Source organism: Pseudomonas sp. NPDC087614 (assembly GCF_044743485.1).
GTDB lineage: Bacteria > Pseudomonadota > Gammaproteobacteria > Pseudomonadales > Pseudomonadaceae > Aquipseudomonas > Aquipseudomonas baetica_A.
Window position 1 is genome coordinate 1 of sequence record NZ_JBIUWN010000003.1, and the last position, 21,004, is coordinate 21,004.

The following is a 21,004-nucleotide window of genomic DNA, read 5'->3' on the forward strand; positions in this document are numbered from 1 at the left end:
GCATCATGGCGTGCTGGCTCCTGAAAGAGATCGGGAGCACAGCATCCAGAATCAAATGGCGGCTTTGAATGTGGGGTTCGTGGATCGGTTACAGTGGTCGCGATATGGACGCCTTGCCGACCTCTATATACCACGGCCCAGAACCGCTCATCCCTACCCAGAAGAACGCTTCGCGTCACGTACCTGAGGCAGGAGCCGTATGCGGTAGTTCCGCACGTACGGATCTGTGCGGGGGGTGGCAGGTAACTGCCATCCCTACCGCGACCAATCCAATCCCCCGCAGGCCACTGAAAACATTTGCCGTGGGCATGGCAGGGGAGCAATTTTTAATTGGACCGGTCTAGATTGGACTGGTAGGAGCAGTTTTTTGAGCTGCTGACGACCATTGCGCTCATATCTCACTAACTGACGTTGTTGAGTTTAACTGCAATGCGTTTACCATTTTTAGTAATGACCAGAATCTAGAGCTCCCCACTCGGAGCTAATTCGTGAACAAAGCTACGAGCAGCAATAAGGTCAGCGGCTGTGTCAACCTCCGCAAGGTTCAGCAGCTTCCCCTCAAGCGGTAGTTGTTCAATTAGTCGTTCGAATACATAACCCGACGCGTCAACTAGTAAATTGGCTGGTCCACTTACAACGTTAGCCCATTCGAAGATACTGTTTTGACTTCGGGAAAATGAATTGATCGTAAGTTCATCTTTGTTGTCTTGACACTCTGCAAAAACAGCGTTTTCGCTTTTGGCGTCAGTTAGGCCCACCAGTATTTCTTTGTTTGCTGCCGATTGCAGAAAGCTGCTCAAGCTCACCGGCGAAATCAATAGATCGCCATCAAGATAGATAACTTTTCCGGATACATTTGCTGCCCCCTTCGCGAAACTATAAGCGGTGTTGGTAGTTCGGTAGTCTTGATTTCTTACCAGTACTACATCGCGGTGGTGTTGAGCACAATACTCGATGACCATCTCCTCTCGATACCCGACTACAACATTAATCAGGCTAACGTGTGGGCGTAGCATATCAATCAGCCTGGTTAATATGGTTTTGCCCTCTATCTCGATCATGCACTTTGGCATGCCGAGACCAATTCTGGTGCCCATGCCTGCTGCTGCAATTACAGCGCACGTAACATTTTGCATAACGTAGCCCCTTCATGGACAATATATTGAGATGCATTTTTTGCCGCGGTAGAGGGAGTATGAACACCACCAAAAGCAATTGAAATATCAGCGGTCGATAACATGGGGGCGTCATTAGCACCATCGCCAACTGCGATAATGCGGTTGTAGCCCATGGCACGGATTCTAACTATTGCGGAAGCTTTGTTTAGTACCTTCTTGATATTGATGGTGTCATTTTCGTATATGCCTTCTGAAGAGATTACATTGCATCCACACAGGTCCAATATTGGCTGAATCCAGATATCAAGGTTTCCGGTGACAATAAAAGTATCGTCTTTGTTTTCCTGTATGAAAGACAATATTTCGTTGTCAATTGGAATCTCTTTGGCAATACTTCGAATTCGTGAAGGTTTAACCCGGCTCAGAATTAAACAGCGTAAGCGAAATGACGCCTCGAATGAAATCAAGCCATCCATGGTTGCCCGGGTTAATGTTGCAATTTCATCGGCGACACCCAGTTCGGAGGCGATGCAAGGGAGGATTTCGGTGCTTGTGACTGTTCCGTCGAGGTCAAAGCAAAAGGCTGTCTTCATTGGTTAACACTTCTCCCACAAAAACCATTTTTGCTTGGTTTCAGTTCGATTGTTCAACGTGGCATCTGGGTAGACATCATTTGCGTCCACCTGAGCAAATGTATTACCAAATACGGTTTTTATAAGTGAGAGTAGCTCTTGTTCGGTTCTGTAAATTGCGCTGTATTGTTGATCCATATCATCGGAGAAGTGTTCCAGAAGTGTGAGTCTATTTTCCAGCGCTATGGGTTCTCGGAACATTATGCGGGAGCCAGTTGCAACGAGGTCCGCATAACCACGCAGAGCATCTAGAATTTCATCATCATTCAAGTAGATGAAGACGCCAAACGAAAGGATGTGAGTGAAGGGCTGGTCTGCGCCAATTTTATCTTTTGAAAGGGCATCTATCGGGCAAACTGCGAACTGGGCGTTGTTGTGATCGCCAAATCGTTCTACTGCAACTTTGATCAGGCCAGGGCTGACATCTACTCCAAAATATGAAGCGCATTGAGGAATCAATATTTCCGCCCAGCGACCCGTGCCACAACCGGCATCCAGGATTCGACTAGAGTTGTCTACTTTCATCAGCGGCAGGAGGAGAGCTTTTTCAGCAGCATCCCGTCGTTCAGCTAGATCGGCGTTCTTGTCCTGATAAATCACTGCGCGAGTTGGACCTAGTGTGTTGACTTTTTCTGCGCGCTTCTCAAAAAACTCCAGCACAGAAGTTTTGTCAATTTTTGGTTTTTTATCTTCAGATTTTGTGTAAATTCTTGCCATGTCGAGTTCACTGTGTCGGGACAGGGTTGGCTTTATCTTGCGTATTTTACAAGTCGCAAGGCTTCATAATAAATAATTTGTTTGTCAGGTTTCTTTCTTTAACTTCTGTGATTGTTATTTCCCTTTGAACTGCAAAGCCAGCTCTTCGAAACAGTATCTTGTAATCTTCAATTGATCTGTACTTTGCCAAATACCCTGATTGATCCTCAGCGTTTTGCTCATTTGCCGTTGAAATGGTGTCAATCATCAATAGGTCGCCGGCAGTTTTGGAGAGTTCCCGTAGTTTTTGCAAGAAAAAAATAAACTTGGAGTCATCAATAATGCAGCTGGTAACCCCCATGCAAGATACAACATCAAACTTTTCAAATGGGACGATACAGTCGATTTCTTGTTGGATGAAGACAACGTTGTTCGCTTCTGCATTCAATGCGTTTTCCCTCGCCTTCTCGATAAGTTCCGGCGAGATGTCATACGCCTGGATGCGTTTTACGTATTTGGCGAGTTGCAGGGTAAATTTTCCATCTCCGCAGCCAATGTCAATTGCACTGATGGGTGAGCCGAGTTTTGGTAGTTCTTCATCAAGGACTACTGCTTTCTTTTCATAATAATCGGGGGGGGCCAAATACGTCGTAGTAGCGTTTTCCCAGTATTCTTCGGAGCGTTGCTGGAGGGTAGATTTTTCATCGCGCAGTCGAGGGAACCAAGTGTCTCCAGTGGTTAAACTGCTGACGATGTCTCGACAAATGTTGGCGCCAATATTATCTTCTAGGCCAAACAGATATTCTGATTTAATTGAATCTCTTTCTGCTTTACGCGAGTCCGTATCGTTTTTTATGATGTCAACAAAATCAGTGATATCACGATTCGACGTCGCTCTATATAGCGATTTAGTCACTGCTTCATCGTCGTTCATCCCCAAACCATCAGGGTGATGCAGATACAATAGGGGTTTTCCCGTTGGCAGGTATTCAAGTAAAAATGAACCAACATCGGACATCAACGCATCGGACAAAGAAAACGCAGGGTGATAATCTGAACTTTCGTCCAGCGCAATGTTTTTGCTATTCTTGATTTTTTCTCTGAACTGAGTCTCACCTGTTTCATCCCACAAACCATTTTGCACCATGGATTTGAAAAACAGGGGGTGAGGTCGCAATAACAGAAAAATATCTTGTTGTTGCGCAAACGTTGAAAATATAACGTCATTGTAGATTCGGTAAGTTGACCAAGATGGGATCTCGGTCACGGAAAAATGCGGAGTCCACAAAATAACCTTGCGGCCATCAATTTTGTTTGTTGTTTCTTCTGGGAGTGATTGATCCAAGTTGTAATTAATCTGATCAAATTTAGGATGCCCTGTAACCACGACGTGACTGTTGCCAGACCGACAGTACTTTGCGAACATTTTTTTATGGCGTTCCGAGCGTGCGAAGATTCTCCACGCTATTCTATGAATAGGCAGGTCGAACTGTGCTGTCAGATTCCAGGCGCCTCCCCCCATTTCTAGTCCGTATGGTACGTAAGCGACTCTCGAACCTGCTCGGGTGAGATTTTCTGACCTCAAAAAATCAGGTCTGGTTTCATCGTACGGATTTTGTAGGAAAACGACATGTGGGCGGAAATTTTCAAGATTCAGCGCTTCAGCAGTACAAAAAGGAACGCCAGCTTCTATCAAACACCTTCTCATATTATCCATAGTGACAGCAGATGATGAGTAGGGGTGCAAAAAGGGTGATAAAACAACCTTCGCAACAAATGCAGGGTCATTTTTCATGGCTTGCCAGATACTTCTCCAGCTTGCCCAAATCGATGGATGTTGAGCAACAAACAGCACTTTTATGGCTGTGCCCGGTTGAAAGCTGTAAAGTACATCTGGCTGATCGGACTGCACCGTCGCTATCTGCATTACCTCTACCTCATTCTGTGCTGTTTCATGCTCGACGTTAATAGGTGTATCAATAGTTTTCGGGGTACCTTCTTCTGTTGAAAGTGGCTCTTCAACTGTTGCGGCTAGCTCTTGAAATGTTGTTTCGACGGGCTTATAGCGTAAAGCATTGGCTATTCTTCGTATGCCAGTGTGTCCGAGAAAAATATTTCGAGCGGAATTAAAACGCTTATAAAGTCCATTCATGTTTTTTCTTTTTGATTGTTTAAGCAGGTTGTTAATCTGGCTGTGCCAGCATTTTTCGAAATTACGGTATTTTCAATCTCGGACAACGTAGGCATTTTGGCCGACTTTTCGTTTTCCAGTCAATCAACTGGGTGCAATGGGAAGTGCTCGATCAACCTGCGTCACATTCCCATTCGTCTGCAGGAAGCCACAAGCGCGTATTTTCTGTCCATCAATCCCGTCGGCATCGATAAAACTGGCCTTGGCATCCTTATTTGCGCTGTCATGTATACAACTCACCCGATCCATCAACCGATTTTGAACTCATTACAGGTTCGGGAGGGCAAACGGCATGGCCGGCTGCCGCAACGGCTTTTTTCTGTGCGACGGGACGTTTTCAATGATGCAAGCGAGATTTACCGCGTTGTTTAGCTCTGTCAGCAGCGTATTCAAGCGTCCCCATGAACGGCAGATAGCCTGGGCGGATAAAGCAAGACTTTGGGTCAGGAGTAAGGTCACGTTGCGGAGTTTTTCCGTTAAAATCATCATTTTTCTCTTCCTCTAGGTGATTTTTCTGTGACGAGCATCCTGACCTACGTACAATGAATTTTGCCGATTAACCAAGGGAGTAGGCGGGATTGGTAAAGGGATATATGGCTAAATTGCGAGCGTTTTTGTTGGCACTGCCACGTCGACAGAAGCGGATGATTCAGGTTCTTACAGACGTACTGCTCGTCTGGGCAGCACTGTGGCTCGCATTTATTGTGCGCCTCGGCATTGACGATTTGTACAACCCTGTCCTGGTGCATTTCTGGCTTTTTATCTGCGCGCCGGTTATCGCTATCCCTCTCTTTATACGCTTTGGCATGTACCGTGCTGTTATGCGTTATTTTGGTAATGATGCACTCATCGCCATCATCAAGGCCGTCAGCCTTTCGTCGTTGATCCTGGCACTTGTCGTCTACTGGTACAGCAACCACGAAGCCGTCGTCCCTCGGTCCATCATCTTCAATTACTGGTGGCTAAGCCTCGTCATCATCGGTGGTCTGCGCCTCTGCATGCGGCAATACTTCATGGGCGATTGGTTCACTGCGGCGCAGCACATGCTGTTTACCAGTCGCGATGATGGTCTGACCAAGGTCGCTATCTACGGTGCCGGTGTCGCGGGCAACCAATTGGTCGCAGCACTGCGCATGGGCCGAGTCATGCGTCCTGTAGCATTTATTGATGATGATCCGAGCATCGCGGATCGCTCGATTGCCGGGTTGCAAGTCTTCAAACCCAAACACATCCAACAGATGATCGACGTAACTGGCGCGCAGGAAATTCTCCTGGCTCTGCCGTCATCTACACGCGCACGTCGTAGGGAAATTCTCACAATGTTGGAGCGTTTTCCGCTCCACATCCGTAGCGTTCCAAACTTCACCGATCTGGCCAGCGGCCGGGTCAAGGTCGAAGACATCCAGGAAGTGGATATCGCCGACCTCCTGGGACGCGACTCGGTCCCAGCGCAACCGGACCTGCTCGAACGTTGTATCAAAGGCAAGACAGTCATGGTCACGGGCGCTGGCGGATCGATTGGTGCGGAACTGTGCCGGCAGATCTTTTCGCTTGGCCCTATCACGCTTTTGCTGTTCGAGCACAGTGAATTCAACCTCTACAGCATTCTGTCGGAGTTGGAGCAGCGCGCCAGCAGGAAGTCGGTTCCTGTTCGTCTGCTTCCTATCCTTGGCTCGATCCGCCACCAAGACAAACTTCTGGACGTGATGAAGACCTGGGGCGTGGACACCGTCTACCACGCTGCCGCTTATAAACACGTCCCAATGGTCGAGCACAACATTGCCGAAGGCGTGCTTAACAACGTCATTGGCACGCTCAACACTGCTCAGGCTGCGTTGCAGTCGGGTGTGTCCAACTTTGTGTTGATCTCCACCGATAAGGCCGTACGCCCCACGAATGTCATGGGCAGTACTAAGCGTTTGGCCGAGTTGACCCTGCAGGCGCTCAGTCATGAGATTGCACCGGTGCTGTTCGGCGATAATGCCAATGTGTCTCGGGTCAACAAGACCCGTTTCACTATGGTGCGCTTTGGCAATGTGTTGGGTTCTTCCGGTTCAGTGATCCCGCTGTTCCACAGCCAGATCAAATCCGGTGGTCCGTTGACGGTCACGCATCCGAAAATCACGCGCTATTTCATGACCATCCCCGAAGCCGCGCAACTGGTGATCCAGGCGGGTTCCATGGGGCAGGGCGGTGATGTGTTTGTCCTGGACATGGGCGAGCCGGTGAAGATTGTCGAGCTGGCGGAGAAGATGATTCACCTGTCGGGCTTGAGCGTGCGTTCGGAGAAGAATTTGCATGGGGATATCTCCATCGAGTTCACCGGGCTACGTCCCGGTGAGAAGCTTTATGAGGAGTTGCTGATCGGCGACAACGTGGCAGCGACCCAACATCCGATGATCATGACGGCCAACGAAGATTATCTGTCGTGGGATGTGCTCAAGGGGTGTTTGTCGGAGTTGCTGTTGGCCGTCGATCAGGACGATTACGCTCGCGTCCGCCAACTCCTGCGCGAAACCGTCAGCGGCTACACCCCCGACGGCGAAATCGTCGACTGGATCTACCAACAACGTCGCCTCGAGCCCTGATTGTTTCACATCCTGTAACGCACGCATTTTTGACATGGCTCCACCATGACCTAAGTTTGGAGAGCAGCTTCGGAAAAGCTGCTTTCTAAAACGATGATGGAGCGTCACTTATGCGTACCGGTTACTTCTATTCCATGATATTCGCGCTGCTCACCAGTGGTTCGATTGCAGCGATTGCTGCACCGATTGTACCTTCGGAGGCCACTAAGACGCCGATCGTGATGGACGCGGCGGTATCTTCCCAGAGCGCAAAAATCGATCTCAATGAAGCCGACTCGGCGACGCTGCAAAAAGAACTTGCGGGAGTCGGCGAGGCCAAGGCCAAGGCGATTGTTGCATATCGCGAAACAAATGGGCCGTTCGCGTCAGTGGATGAGTTGTTGGAAGTGAAGGGGATCGGCAAGGCGATTCTGGATCGCAATCGCGACAAGCTGGAAGTGAACTAAGCTGATTGTTCAACGCCAAGGGGCCGGTCATTGACCGGCCTTTTTGTTTTTCTGTTCGCGGGTTTGGCAGGGAAGGCGAAGGGGACGCTCGTCGGATAGCAAAAAATTACGGCTATCATATTAGTGTTGGATTATGCCTATAATAATTTCCGTGCGATCTGCATCATCAAGATCCGGATGGCGATCCCTCAAGCATCTCAGGAGTACTGTCATGAATTCTGTAGCAACCCAAGGTACGGCTCTGGTCACTGGCGCTTCGTCCGGTATCGGTGCGATTTACGCTGAGCGGTTGGCAGCACGCGGGTTCGATTTGTTGTTGGTCGCCCGTGATCAGGAGCGGCTGGAGAGCTCCGCCAACCAATTGCGCGAGGCCCATGGCGTTCAGGTGGAAGTGCTCAAGGCGGATCTGACACAGAAAGATGATGTGCTCAAACTTGAGCAGCGCCTGCGCAGTGATTCAAGCATCACCCTTTTGGTCAACAACGCTGGTGTTGCTGCCGACGGTCTTTTGGCCAATGCCGATCTGGATAAGCTGGAGCGTTTGATCCAGCTCAATATCACCACGGTCACCCGACTGGCCTCCGCCGCTGCCGCAAGTTTTGCCAAGGCAGGTCGCGGCACGATCATCAACATCGCCTCGGTGGTGGCGCTGTTTCCTGAGCGCTTCAATGCCACTTACAGCGCCAGCAAGGCTTACGTGTTGAGCCTGACCCAATCGCTGAATGCCGAACTCGACGGCACCGGGGTCAAGGTGCAAGCGGTACTGCCCGGGGTTACCCGCACGGAAATCTGGGAACGCTCGGGTATTGACGCCAGCGGCATCCCGGCAGAAATGGTGATGGAGGCCGGCGAAATGGTCGATGCCGCGCTGGCAGGTCTGGATCAGGGCGAACTCATCACCATCCCTTCGTTGCCGGATGCGGGCGAATGGCAGGCGTTTGTGGCCGCGCGTCATGTGATGGCACCGAACCTGTCGCGCAGTTCGGCAGCGAGTCGTTACAAGTAAGCTTTTCTGAATCGGTCAGAGGTACACGCGGTATGAATCAGCGTCGAGTAGTCGTCACGGGCATGGGCCTGGTTTCACCTTTGGGCAGCGGAGTCGAAGTTGTCTGGCAGCGCCTGCTGGCCGGGCGTTCGGGATTGCGCAGCTTGCCAGAAGCGATGGTCGCTGATTTGCCGGCAAAAATCGGTGGGGCTGTGCCGTCTCTGGAGGATGACGCCGAGGCCGGGTTCGATCCGGATCGCGCCACGCCCCCCAAGGAACAGAAGAAGATGGACCGCTTCATCATGTTCGCCATGGAGGCTGCACGGCAGGCATTGGAGCAGGCCGGTTGGCATCCGGCGGAGGAAAAGGATCAGGAGCGCACCGCGACCATTATCGGTTCCGGTGTCGGCGGATTCGGTGCCATTGCCGACGCGGTACGCACAACCGACAGTCGTGGCCCGCGCCGGCTGTCGCCGTTCACCATTCCTTCGTTTCTGGTCAATCTGGCTGCCGGTCATGTATCGATCCAGCATGGTTTGAAAGGTCCATTGGGCGCTCCGGTGACAGCGTGCGCCGCCGGAGTTCAAGCGATTGGTGACGCCGCTCGATTGATCCGAGCCGGTGAGGCCGATATTGCCGTTTGCGGCGGGGCAGAGGCGGCGATTGATCGGGTCAGCCTTGCGGGTTTCGCAGCGGCGCGGGCGTTGTCCAGTGGCTATAACGACACACCTGAACGCGCCTCACGTCCATTTGATAGCGGTCGTGATGGTTTTGTCATGGGTGAGGGGGCCGGACTGCTGGTGATCGAGTCTCTGGAACACGCCTTGGCTCGCGGCGCGAAACCCTTGGCCGAACTGGTCGGTTACGGCACGACTGCCGATGCTTATCATCTGACGGCCGGGCCTGAAGATGGCAGTGGTGCGCGGAGGGCGATGGCGTTGGCAATGGCTCAGGCTGGCGTCACGCCCGATCAGATCCAGCATCTGAACGCTCACGCTACCTCCACGCCGGTCGGCGATCTAGGCGAGTTGGCAGCAATCAAAGCGCTGTTCGGTGTGCAGAATAAAATCGCCGTGACCTCGACCAAATCCGCCACGGGCCATTTGCTGGGCGCTGCGGGCGGGCTTGAAGCGATCTTCACGCTGTTGGCCATTCGTGATCAAGTGGTACCGCCCACCCTCAACTTCGACAATCCCGATCCTGCCAGCGAAGGGGTCGACATCGTCCATGGTCAGGCGCGCTCGATGCCGATCGAGTATGCATTGTCCAACGGGTTTGGCTTTGGTGGGGTGAATGCGAGCGTGCTGTTCAAACGCTGGCAGGGCTAATGTCGTCGGGAAACCAATGAAAAAGGTGGCTGGACCTCTGCGTCCATCAAACCGGCAGACAGGTTCAGTGCAGAGCTGAAAAACCAACCCCGCCGATTCAGGCGGGGTTTTTCGTTCATCGATCCTGCGCGTCCTTGATGTCCGCTTCGGCATTGCGCTGCGCAACACGTTTACTCTCTTCATCGGTCAGTTCGACCTTGTTGGCGGTGTCGCGCAACATCATCAATCCGCCAACGATCGAGCCGATTGCAACCACCAGAATCAACCAGGCATACCAAGGCATAACGGCTCTCCTTAAGGGCAGATCGACAGGCGAGGATTTCGCCGTGCGATGCTGCATACCACATTGGAGCGAAGCGACTTCGCAGTGGTTCCATTCTAGGCCTGTTATGCCCGGCGTACCCGAAGTCCCTTAATGCCCGGTCAACATCGCATCGGCCGGTGCGTTGGCCCGCAACTGTCCGGTGAGCAGGAAGTAGCCGAAACCCACCGCCATAAAGCCGAGGAAAATCAGTCCGATCAGCGCGTTGAACCACGCCATGGCCACCAGGCACACCACCGCGAGCACCAGTGCGATCATTGGCACCAGCGGATAGCATGGCGCGCGAAAGGTGCGCTCCAGATTCGGCTCGGATTTACGCAACTTGAACAGGCTAAGCATGCTCATGATGTACATCACGATGGCGCCGAACACGGCCATGGTGATCATCGCCGCCGTGAGGGTCATGCCGCCGAGGTTGATCAGGCCATCGCTGTAGATCGCGGCGATGCCAATGATGCCGCCGACAATGATGGCGCGGTGCGGGGTCTGGAAACGCGACAGTTTGGCTAGTGAAGCAGGCAGATAACCGGCGCGGGCGAGGGCGAAGAACTGGCGCGAATAGCCAAGAATGATCCCGTGGAAACTCGCCACCAACCCGAACAGGCCAATCCACACCAGCATATGCAGCCAACCGGAATTGTCGCCGACCACCGCTTTCATCGCTTGCGGCAGCGGGTCGTTGATGTTCGCCAGCGTGCGCCAGTCACCCACGCCACCCGCGAAGAACATCACGCCCATGGCCAATAACACCAGGGTCAGAATGCCGCTGATGTAGGCCTTGGGAATCGTGCGTTTCGGGTCCTTGGCTTCTTCGGCAGCCATGGCGGCGCCTTCGATGGCGAGGAAGAACCAGATCGCGAACGGGATGGCAGCGAACATGCCGGCAATGGCGGGCGCACCAAACACATCCGAACCGGCCCAGCCATTGAGCGCGAAATTACTGAAGCTGAACGCCGGCGCGACCACGCCCATGAACACCAGCAATTCGGCCACTGCCAGTACACAAACAATCAGCTCGAACGTTGCCGCCAGTTTCACGCCGAGAATGTTCAGGCCCATAAACACAATGTACGCGCCAACCGCCGCGTGTTTCGGATCGAGCGCCGGAAACTGCACATTCAGATAAGCGCCAATCGCCAAGGCGATCGCCGGCGGCGCGAAGACGAATTCGATCAGCGTGGCCAGCCCGGCGATCAGCCCTCCTTTCTCACCGAATGCCCGGCGACTGTAAGCAAACGGTCCGCCCGCGTGAGGGATTGCGGTAGTGAGTTCGGTGAAGCTGAAGATAAAGCAGGTGTACATGGTGGCGACCATGAACGAGGTCACCAGAAAGCCCAGCGTACCGGCCACGCCCCAGCCGTAACTCCAGCCGAAGTATTCGCCGGAAATCACCAGCCCGACGGCAATGCCCCACAGGTGCAAGGTGCCCAGCGTGGGTTTGAGTTGTGTGTTCATGTGCATGCTCCCTGAACGGTTTGTAAAGCTCGGGGGAGGGTGTGTGCAGTGGGCGTGCCAGTCTTTGAGAACAGGTCGTAATGGGCTGAAAGCTGTCGTATCGGGGATGTTCGCTGCTCGATGGGCGCATTTTTGTGCGCCAGTTGGGTGCGATGGTGGCTGTGCTGCCGTCTTCGCGAGCAAGCCCGCTCCCACAGGGGGGCGCGAAGGGGCCGGCCCTGCTGGTGCAAAAACCACCTGTAACGCCCGCATAAACCCACTCTTTACGCTTTCTTTATGCCCAGCCAACCCCCTCGCTCTCGTTCCTTTACAGCCTCCTTTCCGACAATGCCTGCACACACGGCAATACGCCGTAACACGGAGATCTTCCATGAGCGTTCTGGACGGGGTGTCACTGTTTTTGGCAGTGGGGCTGTTCACTTATCTGTTGGTTGCGCTGTTGCGCGCGGATCGGAACTAGGAGCGGCTATGCACAGTTATGACTATTGGCTGATCCTCGCGTTTTTCGCGGTGGTCTTGCTGCCGGCGCCGTTTCTCGGGCGCTTCTACTACAAAGTGATGGAAGGCCAGCGCACCTGGTTGACGCCGATTCTTGGCCCGGTCGAGCGCGGTTGCTATCGCGTCGCCGGGGTCGATCCGCAGGCTGAACAGAGCTGGCAGAAGTACGCGCTGGCGCTGCTGGCGTTCAACCTGGCCGGTTTCCTTGTGCTGTTCTCGCTCCTGTTGTTCCAGGATCATCTGCCGCTGAACCCGCTGAACCCGCAGAACCTGCCGGGCATGGAATGGACACAAGCGTTCAACACCGCGGTCAGTTTCATGACCAATACCAACTGGCAGTCCTACAGCGGCGAAGCGTCTCTGAGCTACCTGAGTCAGATGGTTGGCCTGACCGTGCAGAACTTCGTCAGCGCCGCGACCGGCCTGGCCGTGCTGGTGGCGCTGTGCCGTGGTATCGGTCGCAAGTCGGCGAAAACCCTCGGCAACTTCTGGGTCGACATGACCCGCGCCACCCTCTACGGCCTGCTGCCGCTGTGCCTGCTGCTGGCACTGTTTCTGGTCTGGCAGGGCGTGCCGCAGACCTTCGCGCATTATGTGAATGCGGTGACGATGCAGGGCGTTGATCAAGTGATCCCGCTCGGCCCGGCCGCCAGCCAGATTGCGATCAAGCAACTGGGCACCAACGGTGGCGGTTTCTTCGGCGTCAACTCGGCGCACCCGTTCGAGAACCCGAGCGCCTGGAGCAATTTGTTCGAGGTGTCTTCGATCATTTTGATTCCGGCAGCGCTGGTCTTTACCTTCGGCCACTACGTCAAAGACCTGCGTCAGAGCCGCGCGATCATCGCCTGCATGCTCGCTCTGTTTCTGATCGGCGGCGCGACTTCGTTGTGGGCCGAGTACCAACCCAATTCGGCGCTGAACAACGTCGCCGTCGAACAGACCGCACCACTGGAAGGCAAGGAAGCGCGCTTTGGCACCACCGCCACGGTGCTGTGGTCGGTAACCACCACCGCCGCGTCGAACGGTTCGGTCAACGGTATGCATGACAGCCTCAGTCCGCTCAGCGGCATGGTTGCGCTGGTCAACATGATGGTCGGCGAAGTGATCTTCGGCGGTGTCGGTGCGGGTCTCTACGGCATGTTGCTCAACGTGCTGATCGCGGTGTTCCTCGCCGGCCTGATGATTGGCCGCACACCGGAATATCTGGGCAAGAAACTCCAGGCGCGCGAAGTGCAGTTGTTGGTGGTCACGTTGCTGGTGATGCCGATTGGCGTGCTGGTGCTCGGTGCGATTGCCGCGAGCCTGCCAGGTCCGGTGGCCGCAGTGACGAACCCCGGGCCACACGGTTTCAGCCAGTTGCTCTACGCCTACACCTCGGCCAGCGCGAACAACGGTTCGGCGTTCGCCGGCTTCGGTGCCAACACCCCGTATCACAACCTGATGCTGGGCTTTGGCATGTTGCTCGGCCGCTTCGGTTACATCCTCCCGGTGCTGGCACTGGCTGGCAGCCTGGCGATGAAGAAGACCGCACCGATTAGCCAGAACAGCTTCCCGACTCATGGCCCGCTGTTCGTGACCCTGTTGACCGTGACCATTTTGCTGGTGGGCGGCCTGACCTTCTTGCCGACCCTCGCATTGGGCCCAATCGCCGAACATTTGAGCATGGCTGCCTTTGGTATAGGGAGCTGAGGAGTCAATGATGAATATGCCCGCAATCAAACCCGTTGCCGTCAAAGCACCGGAACAAGCGAAAACCGCGATCTCGGCCCTGTGGCGCCCGGCGCTGGTGCAAGCTTTCGTCAAGCTCGACCCTCGGCAGTTGGCGCGTTCGCCGGTGATGCTGGTGGTCGAACTGACCGCCATTTTCACCACCGTGCTGTGCTTCATTCCAGACAGTCAGGTGCCGACCTTCGTTGCCGCGCAGATCGCCCTGTGGCTGTGGTTCACCGTGCTGTTCGCCAACTTCGCCGAAGCCTTGGCTGAAGGTCGCGGCAAGGCCCGCGCCGACAGCCTCAAGGCCGGCAGCGAAGGCCTCAGCGCCCGGCGCAAACAGGCCGATGGCAGCTTTCAGGTCGTCCCGGCCACCAGCCTGCGCAAAGGCGATGTGGTGCGCGTCGATGCGGGGGAGATGATCCCCGGCGACGGCGAAGTCATCGAAGGGATCGCCGCGGTCAACGAAGCGGCAATTACCGGTGAATCGGCCCCGGTGATTCGCGAGTCCGGCGGCGACCGCTCAGCCGTCACCGGCAACACTCGCCTGGTGTCCGACTGGCTGCTGGTGGAGATCACCGCCAACCCCGGTGAATCGACCCTCGACCGCATGATCGCACTGGTCGAAGGCGCCAAGCGCCAGAAGACGCCGAACGAAGTGGCGTTGGACATCCTGCTGATCGGCCTCACCCTGATCTTCCTGTTGGTGGTGGTGACCCTACAGCCGTTCGCTCACTTCGCCCACGGCAGCCTGCCACTGGTGTTCCTGGTGGCGCTGCTGGTCACCTTGATTCCGACCACCATCGGCGGTTTGCTCTCGGCCATCGGTATCGCCGGGATGGATCGTCTGGTGCGGTTGAACGTGATCGCCAAGTCTGGCCGTGCAGTCGAAGCGGCAGGCGATGTGCATGTGCTGCTGCTCGACAAGACCGGTACCATCACCTTCGGCAACCGTCGTTGCAGCGCGGTGTATGCAGCGCCAGGCGTCAGTGCTCGCGATCTGGCTGAGGGCGCTTTGTTTGCCTCGCTGGCGGACGAAACCGCCGAAGGCAAGTCCATCGTTGAGTACCTGCGTGGTCTGCATCCGCAGCCTGAGCCGGCGCCGGAAACCCTGACCGCCGTGCCGTTCAGCGCCGAAACCCGCTTGTCCGGTGTCGATTATCAGGGCCGCGTGTATCGCAAAGGTGCGGTCGATTCGCTGCTGAGTTTCCTCGGGCAACCACGCGCCGATCTGGCCCCGGCCCTGTCGCGGGAAATCGACAGGATCGCCCAGAGCGGCGGTACGCCGTTGCTGGTTTGCGTCGACGGCAGGCTGCTTGGCGCGATCCATCTCAAGGACGTGGTCAAGCCGGGCATTCGCGAGCGCTTTGCCGAGCTGCGCAAACTGGGGATTCGCACGGTCATGGTTACCGGTGATAACCCGCTGACCGCTGCGGCCATCGCGGCTGAAGCGGGCGTTGATGACGTGCTCGCCGAAGCCACCCCGGAGAAGAAACTCGCGCGTATCCGCCTTGAGCAGAACGACGGTCGTCTGGTCGCGATGTGCGGCGACGGCGCCAACGACGCCCCGGCGCTGGCCCAGGCTGACGTCGGCATGGCGATGAACGACGGCACGCAAGCCGCACGCGAAGCAGCCAACATGGTCGATCTCGACAGCGACCCGACCAAGCTCTTGGACGTGGTGCAGATCGGCAAGGAATTGCTGGTGACACGCGGTGCGCTGACGACCTTTTCCATCGCCAATGACGTGGCCAAGTACTTCGCGATCCTGCCGGCGCTGTTCGCCTCGATCTACCCGCAACTGGGCGTGCTGAACATCATGCACCTGACCAGCCCGCAGAGCGCGATTCTGTCGGCCATTGTGTTTAACGCCTTGATCATTGTGGTGCTGATTCCGCTGGCCTTGCGTGGCGTACGCGTGCAGGCGGCGAGTGCGGCGGCGTTGCTGCGGCGCAATCTGTTGATCTATGGATTGGGCGGGATTGTGGTGCCGTTCGTGGCGATCAAAGCCATCGACATGCTGTTGACGGCGCTGCATCTGGTTTGACCCCTTGGCCAGCAGGCAGGCTCCCGCCTGTGCGATGCATTCCCTGTGGGAGCCCGTCCGCTGGCGATGAGGTCAACGTGTTCCACCTGACTTAACGCGGTATCTGCTGTTTGAATTCGAGGAATTTGAAATGTCCACAATGATACGTCCGGCCCTGAGCCTGCTGGTGCTGATGACCCTGGTTACCGGCGTTGCCTATCCGCTGGTGGTGACCGGTGTCGCGCACGTTGCGTTCCCCGATCAGGCCAACGGCAGTCTGGTGCACGATGCCGATGGCAAGGTGCGCGGCTCGTCACTGATCGCCCAGGATTTCGTCGGTGATGCCTGGTTCCATCCACGTCCTTCGGCGGGCGCGTTTGCGACCGTGTCCAGCAGCGCCAGCAACCTCGCGCCGAGCAATCCGGCGCTGGCCACGCGGGTGATCGACGACGCCAACAAACTGCAAGTTCCAGGGCAAGGCCCGGTGCCGCTGGCGCTGCTGACCACCTCCGGCAGCGGCCTCGATCCGCACTTGCCACCGGCGGCAATTGCCTATCAACTGGCGCGTGTCGCGGCAGCCCGCAACCTGCCGGTAGCGACCGTGCAGCAACTGCTCGATGCCCATATCGAACAGCCGCTGGTGGGGCCGCCGGTGGTGAACGTGCTGGAACTGAACATGGCGTTGGAAAAACTCTGAACCGGCGGCGCGGCCCTTCGCGAGCAGGCCACAACTGGCAACACATAAACATCTTACTGAAGAGATCAAGCATGAGCGACTCCGGCCGCGCCGACGCGCTGTTAGCAGACCTGCCTCGCGACGGCCGTGGCCGGCTCAAGGTTTTCCTCGGCGCCGCCCCCGGCGTTGGCAAGACCTACGCCATGCTCCAGGCCGCCCACACCCAACTGCGCCAAGGCGTGAAAGTCATTGCCGGTGTCGTCGAGACCCACGGTCGCGCTGAAACCGAAGCGCTACTCGGCGGCCTGCCGCAGCAACCGTTGGTGCGCTCGGAATACCGTGGCGTGATGCTCGAAGAAATGGACCTCGATGGCCTGCTTGCGGCCAAACCGAAACTGGTGCTGGTCGATGAACTGGCCCACAGCAACGCCCCCGGCAGCCGTCATACCAAACGCTGGCAAGACATCCAGGAACTGCTCGCCGCCGGCATCGACGTGTTCACCACGGTCAACGTCCAGCATCTGGAAAGCCTTAACGATCAGGTGCGCGGCATCACCGGCGTGCAGGTGCGTGAAACCTTGCCGGACTGGGTGCTGCAAGAGGCCTACGAACTGCTGCTGATCGACTTGCCGCCGCGTGAGTTGCTCGAGCGTCTGCGCGAAGGCAAGGTCTACGTGCCGGAGCAGGCGCGGGCCGCCATCGATGCCTTTTTCACCCAGACCAACCTCACCGCGTTGCGCGAATTGGCCATGCAAACCGCGGCGGCGCAAGTCGATAACGATCTTGCCCAAGGCTATCGCCAACTCGGCCAGGCCGCCCCGGCGGTTCGCGGTCGTTTGCTGGTGGGCGTCGATGGCGATACGCAGGCCGAACGCTTGGTGCGTCACGCCAGTCGGGTCGCGCAACGTCGGCATTTGCCGTGGAGTCTGGTGCACATCGACAACGGCGGTGTGCGCGACGAGCAATCGCGCTTGCGCCTGCAAAGTGCTCAGCAATTGGCCGAACGTCTGGGCGGTGAAGTGGTGTTGCTGCGTGCCGGTGAGGTGGCGAAAACCCTGATCCAGCATGCCGCCGAACGGCGTGCGAGTCTGTTGCTGGTTGGCCAGTCCCGCCCGCGTCTGCGTCGTCGTTTATTCGGGGGAGGGCTGGCCGCACGGTTGTTGCGTCAGGCCCCTGGCCTGGAAATCAACGTCCTCGACAGCGATCAGCAACAGCATCAACCACGCTTGCGATCAGCGCCGACATGGGTCTGGTTCGACTATGCGCTGGCGCTGTTGGCGACGGTGTTGGCCAGTGCCTTGGCGTGGGCGGTGTCGAGTGTGTTGGCGCTGCCGAACATCTCGCTGGTGTTCCTCGCGGCGGTGTTGTTGGTGGCAGTGCGCAGCAGCCTTGGCCCGGCGCTGGCCTGTGCGGCGCTGTCGTTTCTGACCTATGACTTTCTATTCATACCGCCGAATTTCTCTTTCAGTATTCAGCGTGAAGAAGACGTGCTGACGTTGCTGTTCTTCCTGCTGATGGCGGCGCTCACCGGCAACCTCGCGGCGCGTCAGCGTCGACAGTTGCAGGCGTTGCGCGACACGCAGGAAGAGACCAGCGAGCTGCTCGACCTGTCGCGCAAACTGACCGCCGCCACCGATCGCCAAGCGGTGGTTAACGCCGCCGCGCAGCACCTCAATGGCTGGAGCGATTTGCAACTGTGCCTGCTCAATCGCGACGGGCAGGGCGTCTGGACAGTCGAAACCGGCGCCCCGCTCGAATTGACCGAGTCCGAACGCGCTGCCGCCGATTGGGCCTGGCAGCACGATCAACCGGCCGGCATGGGCACCGGCACCCTGCCGCTCGGGCGTTGGTGGTGGTGGCCGCTTTCCGTCGAGGACGGCCCCTTGGCGTTGCTCGGTGTCTGTGCCAAAGAAGGCCAAACGTTGAGCGGGCAGCGGCGGCGCTTGCTGACGGCGTTGAGTCAACCGCTGGCGCAAGCGTTGGCCCGGGCGCAATTGGCCGATGATCTTGAAGCGGCGCGCTTGCACGGCGAAACCGAACAATTGCGCAGCGCCTTGCTGGCCTCGGTGTCCCACGACCTGCGCACGCCGCTGACGTCCATGCGCGGCAGCATCGACAGCCTGCTGGCGCTGGGCGAAGCGATCCCGCTGGAGGATCGCCGCGAACTGCTCGAAGGCACCCGCGATGAAGCCGAACGCCTCGACCGCTACATCCAGAACCTGCTGGACATGACGCGTCTGGGCCATGGTGCGTTGAAGCTGGCGCGGGATTGGGTGTCGCCGGCCGACATCGTCGGCAGTTCGCTCAATCGTCTGCGCGCCGTGCTGGCGCCGTTGCAGGTCAGCACCGATGTGCCGTCCGAGTTGCCGCTGCTGTTTGTGCATGCCGCGCTGATCGAGCAGGCACTGGTCAATGTGCTGGAAAACGCCGCACGGTTCTCGCCAAGCCACGGTCGCTTGCAACTGAGTGCGGGAGCGAATGACGACGAGATTTTCTTCTCGGTCAGCGATGAAGGGCCGGGTATTCCCGAAGACGAGCGGGCGAAGATTTTCGACATGTTCTACACCGCCGCCCGCGGTGATCGGGGCGGGCAGGGCACCGGTCTGGGGTTGGCGATTTGTCAGGGCATGGTCGGCGCTCACGGCGGGCGCATCAGCGTTGCCGACGGTATCGACGGACGCGGCACCTGCATCACCTTGCACCTGCCGTTGCAGACGCAACCGGGGATGGACAGTGAAGCCTGAATCCGACTGCGCTACTCTCTTGCCAATCCTTTGTGTTGATGTGAATTCATGAGCCAGACCGCGACCATTTTGGTCATCGACGACGAACCGCAGATCCGCAAATTCCTGCGCATCAGCCTGGCTTCCCAAGGCTACAAAGTGCTGGAGGCCGGCACCGGCGCCGAGGGGTTGGCGCAGGCGGCGCTGAACAAACCCGATCTGCTGGTGCTCGACCTCGGCCTGCCGGACATGGACGGCCAGCAAGTGCTGTGCGAGTTTCGTGAGTGGGCGACGACGCCGGTGCTGGTGCTGTCGGTGCGCGCCAGTGAAGGGCAGAAAGTCCAGGCGTTGGATGGTGGCGCCAATGACTACGTGACCAAGCCGTTCGGCATTCAGGAGTTTCTCGCCCGGGTGCGTGCATTGTTGCGTCAGGCGCCAGCGGGAGAGGTGCAGCAGGCCGCGCTGAGTTTCGGCCCGCTGACGGTGGATCTGGCCTACCGGCGCGTATTGCTCGACGGCGTCGAAGTGGCGCTGACCCGCAAGGAATACGCAGTGCTGGCGCAACTGGCGCGGCATCCGGGGCGGGTGATCACCCAGCAGCAATTGCTCAAGGACATCTGGGGGCCGACGCATACCGAGGACAGTCATTATCTGCGGATTGTCGTTGGGCATTTACGCCAGAAACTGGCAGATGATCCGACGCGGCCGCGGTTTATTGTGACGGAGGCGGGGGTGGGTTATCGGTTGCTGGAGCCGGAGGGCTCAATTGCTAGTGAAGGTTGCTGAGTAAAAGCTGAGCGTATTCTCCCCTATGCCATTCATCGGGACTGTCATTTCTATCAGGTGCCAATTGTCCATTGCCGGTTGTAGGTTCTTCTTGTCGAACTCGCCACACTCAAACAGTGTGCGAATCGGTGATGAACTCAATCAGCGTAAAGCGGAGCACCTATGGACGGCCTAAAAAAATTTGAAATGGATGAATCTGATGCTTCCATAACAGGATCAGCTCATTCTTTGCAGGCTCATTCTGGTTTGATGCCTCAAGCATCTCCGGATACGATTTTTCAGCGCAAGCCTACCGGCGGCAAAGAACCGTACACCTACAAGGTTCGCGATCCACGCATTGCACATGTTGATGATCAGGGGCTTGTCACCGCACTCAGTTCGGGTCAGGTCAGAGTGACGGCTTCAGATGCGACAGGGCAGGAGAAAAGCTACGTATTGAGCATTCCTAACGGTTATCGCTATTTCTCTTTTGGCGCGGGGCGATTGAGCAACTTACAAAGCGATGCGAACCGCGAAAGAGTCAGGTTGGCAGATATCAATGAGTTGAGGATTCTTTATCAGCGCTTTGGCTATGCGTGGCCGTTGAACGATGGGCAGTTCTGGTCGACGACGGGATCTGCTGATAAGCCAGAGCCTGCGCCTCCATATCCCATTGAAACGGGGAACAATGTGTACACGAAAAACATGAAAACCGGTGTCGAGCAGACAAATGACACGGGTCATGTTTTTGATTCCCTGGGCAGAAACCTGTAACGGTTTGCTTTCGGTGAGTGAACGCTGTTCAGGGAGCTGGTAACCAGGCCCCTGAACCATGCATTGCAGCT

18 protein-coding genes and 1 pseudogene are annotated in these 21,004 nt (G+C 56.6%); 12 read left to right on the forward strand and 7 right to left on the reverse strand.

The window, feature by feature from the left end; genetic code table 11:
- A pseudogene (locus ACIOWA_RS01645) lies at positions 1 to 187 on the forward strand (hypothetical protein); the annotation flags it as partial.
- Between the two features lie 274 nt (positions 188 to 461).
- On the opposite strand, the gene ACIOWA_RS01650 reads toward ACIOWA_RS01645, so the two are convergent.
- The 5 genes from ACIOWA_RS01650 to ACIOWA_RS01670 form a co-directional block, all read right to left on the reverse strand.
- Positions 462 to 1,136, reverse strand: a complete 675-nt coding sequence (locus ACIOWA_RS01650) for an NTP transferase domain-containing protein (RefSeq protein WP_401157842.1) — start codon at positions 1,134 to 1,136, stop codon at positions 462 to 464.
- Positions 1,112 to 1,711 (reverse strand): HAD-IB family phosphatase, encoded by a 600-nt coding sequence (locus ACIOWA_RS01655; RefSeq protein ID WP_401157844.1) that lies wholly within the window; start codon positions 1,709 to 1,711, stop codon positions 1,112 to 1,114. The genes ACIOWA_RS01650 and ACIOWA_RS01655 overlap by 25 nt, the downstream gene beginning before the upstream one ends.
- A 3-nt stretch (positions 1,712 to 1,714) precedes the next feature.
- Complete coding sequence (locus tag ACIOWA_RS01660; protein WP_401157846.1) at positions 1,715 to 2,467, reverse strand: class I SAM-dependent methyltransferase; 753 nt, start codon at positions 2,465 to 2,467, stop codon at positions 1,715 to 1,717.
- Between the two features lie 46 nt (positions 2,468 to 2,513).
- A complete protein-coding gene (locus ACIOWA_RS01665) occupies positions 2,514 to 4,598 on the reverse strand; it encodes a methyltransferase domain-containing protein (RefSeq protein WP_401157848.1) in 2,085 nt (694 codons plus the stop codon).
- Between the two features lie 306 nt (positions 4,599 to 4,904).
- Entirely contained in the window at positions 4,905 to 5,126 is a 222-nt protein-coding gene (locus ACIOWA_RS01670; RefSeq protein WP_401157850.1) for a hypothetical protein, read from the reverse strand.
- Positions 5,127 to 5,230: 104 nt separating this feature from the next.
- Between ACIOWA_RS01670 and ACIOWA_RS01675 the strand changes: the two genes are divergently transcribed.
- From ACIOWA_RS01675 to fabF, 4 genes are all read left to right on the forward strand, one after another.
- On the forward strand, positions 5,231 to 7,225 hold the full coding sequence (locus ACIOWA_RS01675) for a polysaccharide biosynthesis protein (protein ID WP_401157852.1): 1,995 nt from the start codon (positions 5,231 to 5,233) through the stop codon (positions 7,223 to 7,225).
- Between the two features lie 110 nt (positions 7,226 to 7,335).
- Positions 7,336 to 7,671 (forward strand): ComEA family DNA-binding protein, encoded by a 336-nt coding sequence (locus ACIOWA_RS01680; RefSeq protein ID WP_401157854.1) that lies wholly within the window; start codon positions 7,336 to 7,338, stop codon positions 7,669 to 7,671.
- A gap of 211 nt (positions 7,672 to 7,882) precedes the next feature.
- Positions 7,883 to 8,677, forward strand: coding sequence for an SDR family NAD(P)-dependent oxidoreductase (locus ACIOWA_RS01685; protein ID WP_401157856.1), 795 nt, complete (start codon positions 7,883 to 7,885; stop codon positions 8,675 to 8,677).
- Between the two features lie 32 nt (positions 8,678 to 8,709).
- A complete protein-coding gene (gene fabF, locus ACIOWA_RS01690) occupies positions 8,710 to 9,984 on the forward strand; it encodes a beta-ketoacyl-ACP synthase II (protein WP_401157857.1) in 1,275 nt (424 codons plus the stop codon).
- Positions 9,985 to 10,099: 115 nt separating this feature from the next.
- On the opposite strand, the gene ACIOWA_RS01695 is transcribed toward fabF, so the two are convergent.
- Both ACIOWA_RS01695 and eat read right to left on the reverse strand, forming a co-directional pair.
- Positions 10,100 to 10,267: a DUF2897 family protein gene (locus ACIOWA_RS01695; protein ID WP_401157859.1), complete on the reverse strand. Its 168-nt coding sequence runs from the start codon at positions 10,265 to 10,267 to the stop codon at positions 10,100 to 10,102.
- 129 nt (positions 10,268 to 10,396) lie between these two features.
- Positions 10,397 to 11,761 (reverse strand): ethanolamine permease, encoded by a 1,365-nt coding sequence (eat, locus tag ACIOWA_RS01700; RefSeq protein WP_339431164.1) that lies wholly within the window; start codon positions 11,759 to 11,761, stop codon positions 10,397 to 10,399.
- A gap of 370 nt (positions 11,762 to 12,131) precedes the next feature.
- Between eat and kdpF the strand changes: the two genes are divergently transcribed.
- The 7 genes from kdpF (at position 12,132) to ACIOWA_RS01735 (ending at position 20,933) form a co-directional block, all read left to right on the forward strand.
- Complete coding sequence (gene kdpF, locus ACIOWA_RS01705) at positions 12,132 to 12,221, forward strand: K(+)-transporting ATPase subunit F (RefSeq protein WP_221729235.1); 90 nt, start codon at positions 12,132 to 12,134, stop codon at positions 12,219 to 12,221.
- 8 nt (positions 12,222 to 12,229) lie between these two features.
- Positions 12,230 to 13,948, forward strand: coding sequence for a potassium-transporting ATPase subunit KdpA (kdpA, locus tag ACIOWA_RS01710; RefSeq protein ID WP_401157861.1), 1,719 nt, complete (start codon positions 12,230 to 12,232; stop codon positions 13,946 to 13,948).
- 10 nt (positions 13,949 to 13,958) lie between these two features.
- A complete protein-coding gene (gene kdpB / locus ACIOWA_RS01715) occupies positions 13,959 to 16,016 on the forward strand; it encodes a potassium-transporting ATPase subunit KdpB (RefSeq protein WP_401157863.1) in 2,058 nt (685 codons plus the stop codon).
- Positions 16,017 to 16,146: 130 nt separating this feature from the next.
- Positions 16,147 to 16,692 carry a potassium-transporting ATPase subunit KdpC gene (gene kdpC / locus ACIOWA_RS01720; protein ID WP_401157865.1) on the forward strand — a complete coding sequence of 182 codons (546 nt, stop codon included), beginning with the start codon at positions 16,147 to 16,149 and terminating at the stop codon, positions 16,690 to 16,692.
- A gap of 71 nt (positions 16,693 to 16,763) precedes the next feature.
- The gene (locus ACIOWA_RS01725; RefSeq protein WP_339431168.1) at positions 16,764 to 19,415 is read left to right on the forward strand and encodes a sensor histidine kinase KdpD; all 2,652 of its coding nucleotides are present in this window, start codon (positions 16,764 to 16,766) and stop codon (positions 19,413 to 19,415) included.
- Between the two features lie 48 nt (positions 19,416 to 19,463).
- Entirely contained in the window at positions 19,464 to 20,180 is a 717-nt protein-coding gene (locus ACIOWA_RS01730) for a response regulator (protein ID WP_339431169.1), read from the forward strand.
- Between the two features lie 162 nt (positions 20,181 to 20,342).
- Complete coding sequence (locus tag ACIOWA_RS01735) at positions 20,343 to 20,933, forward strand: Ig-like domain-containing protein (protein WP_401157868.1); 591 nt, start codon at positions 20,343 to 20,345, stop codon at positions 20,931 to 20,933.
- The last annotated feature ends 71 nt before the right edge of the window (positions 20,934 to 21,004 follow it).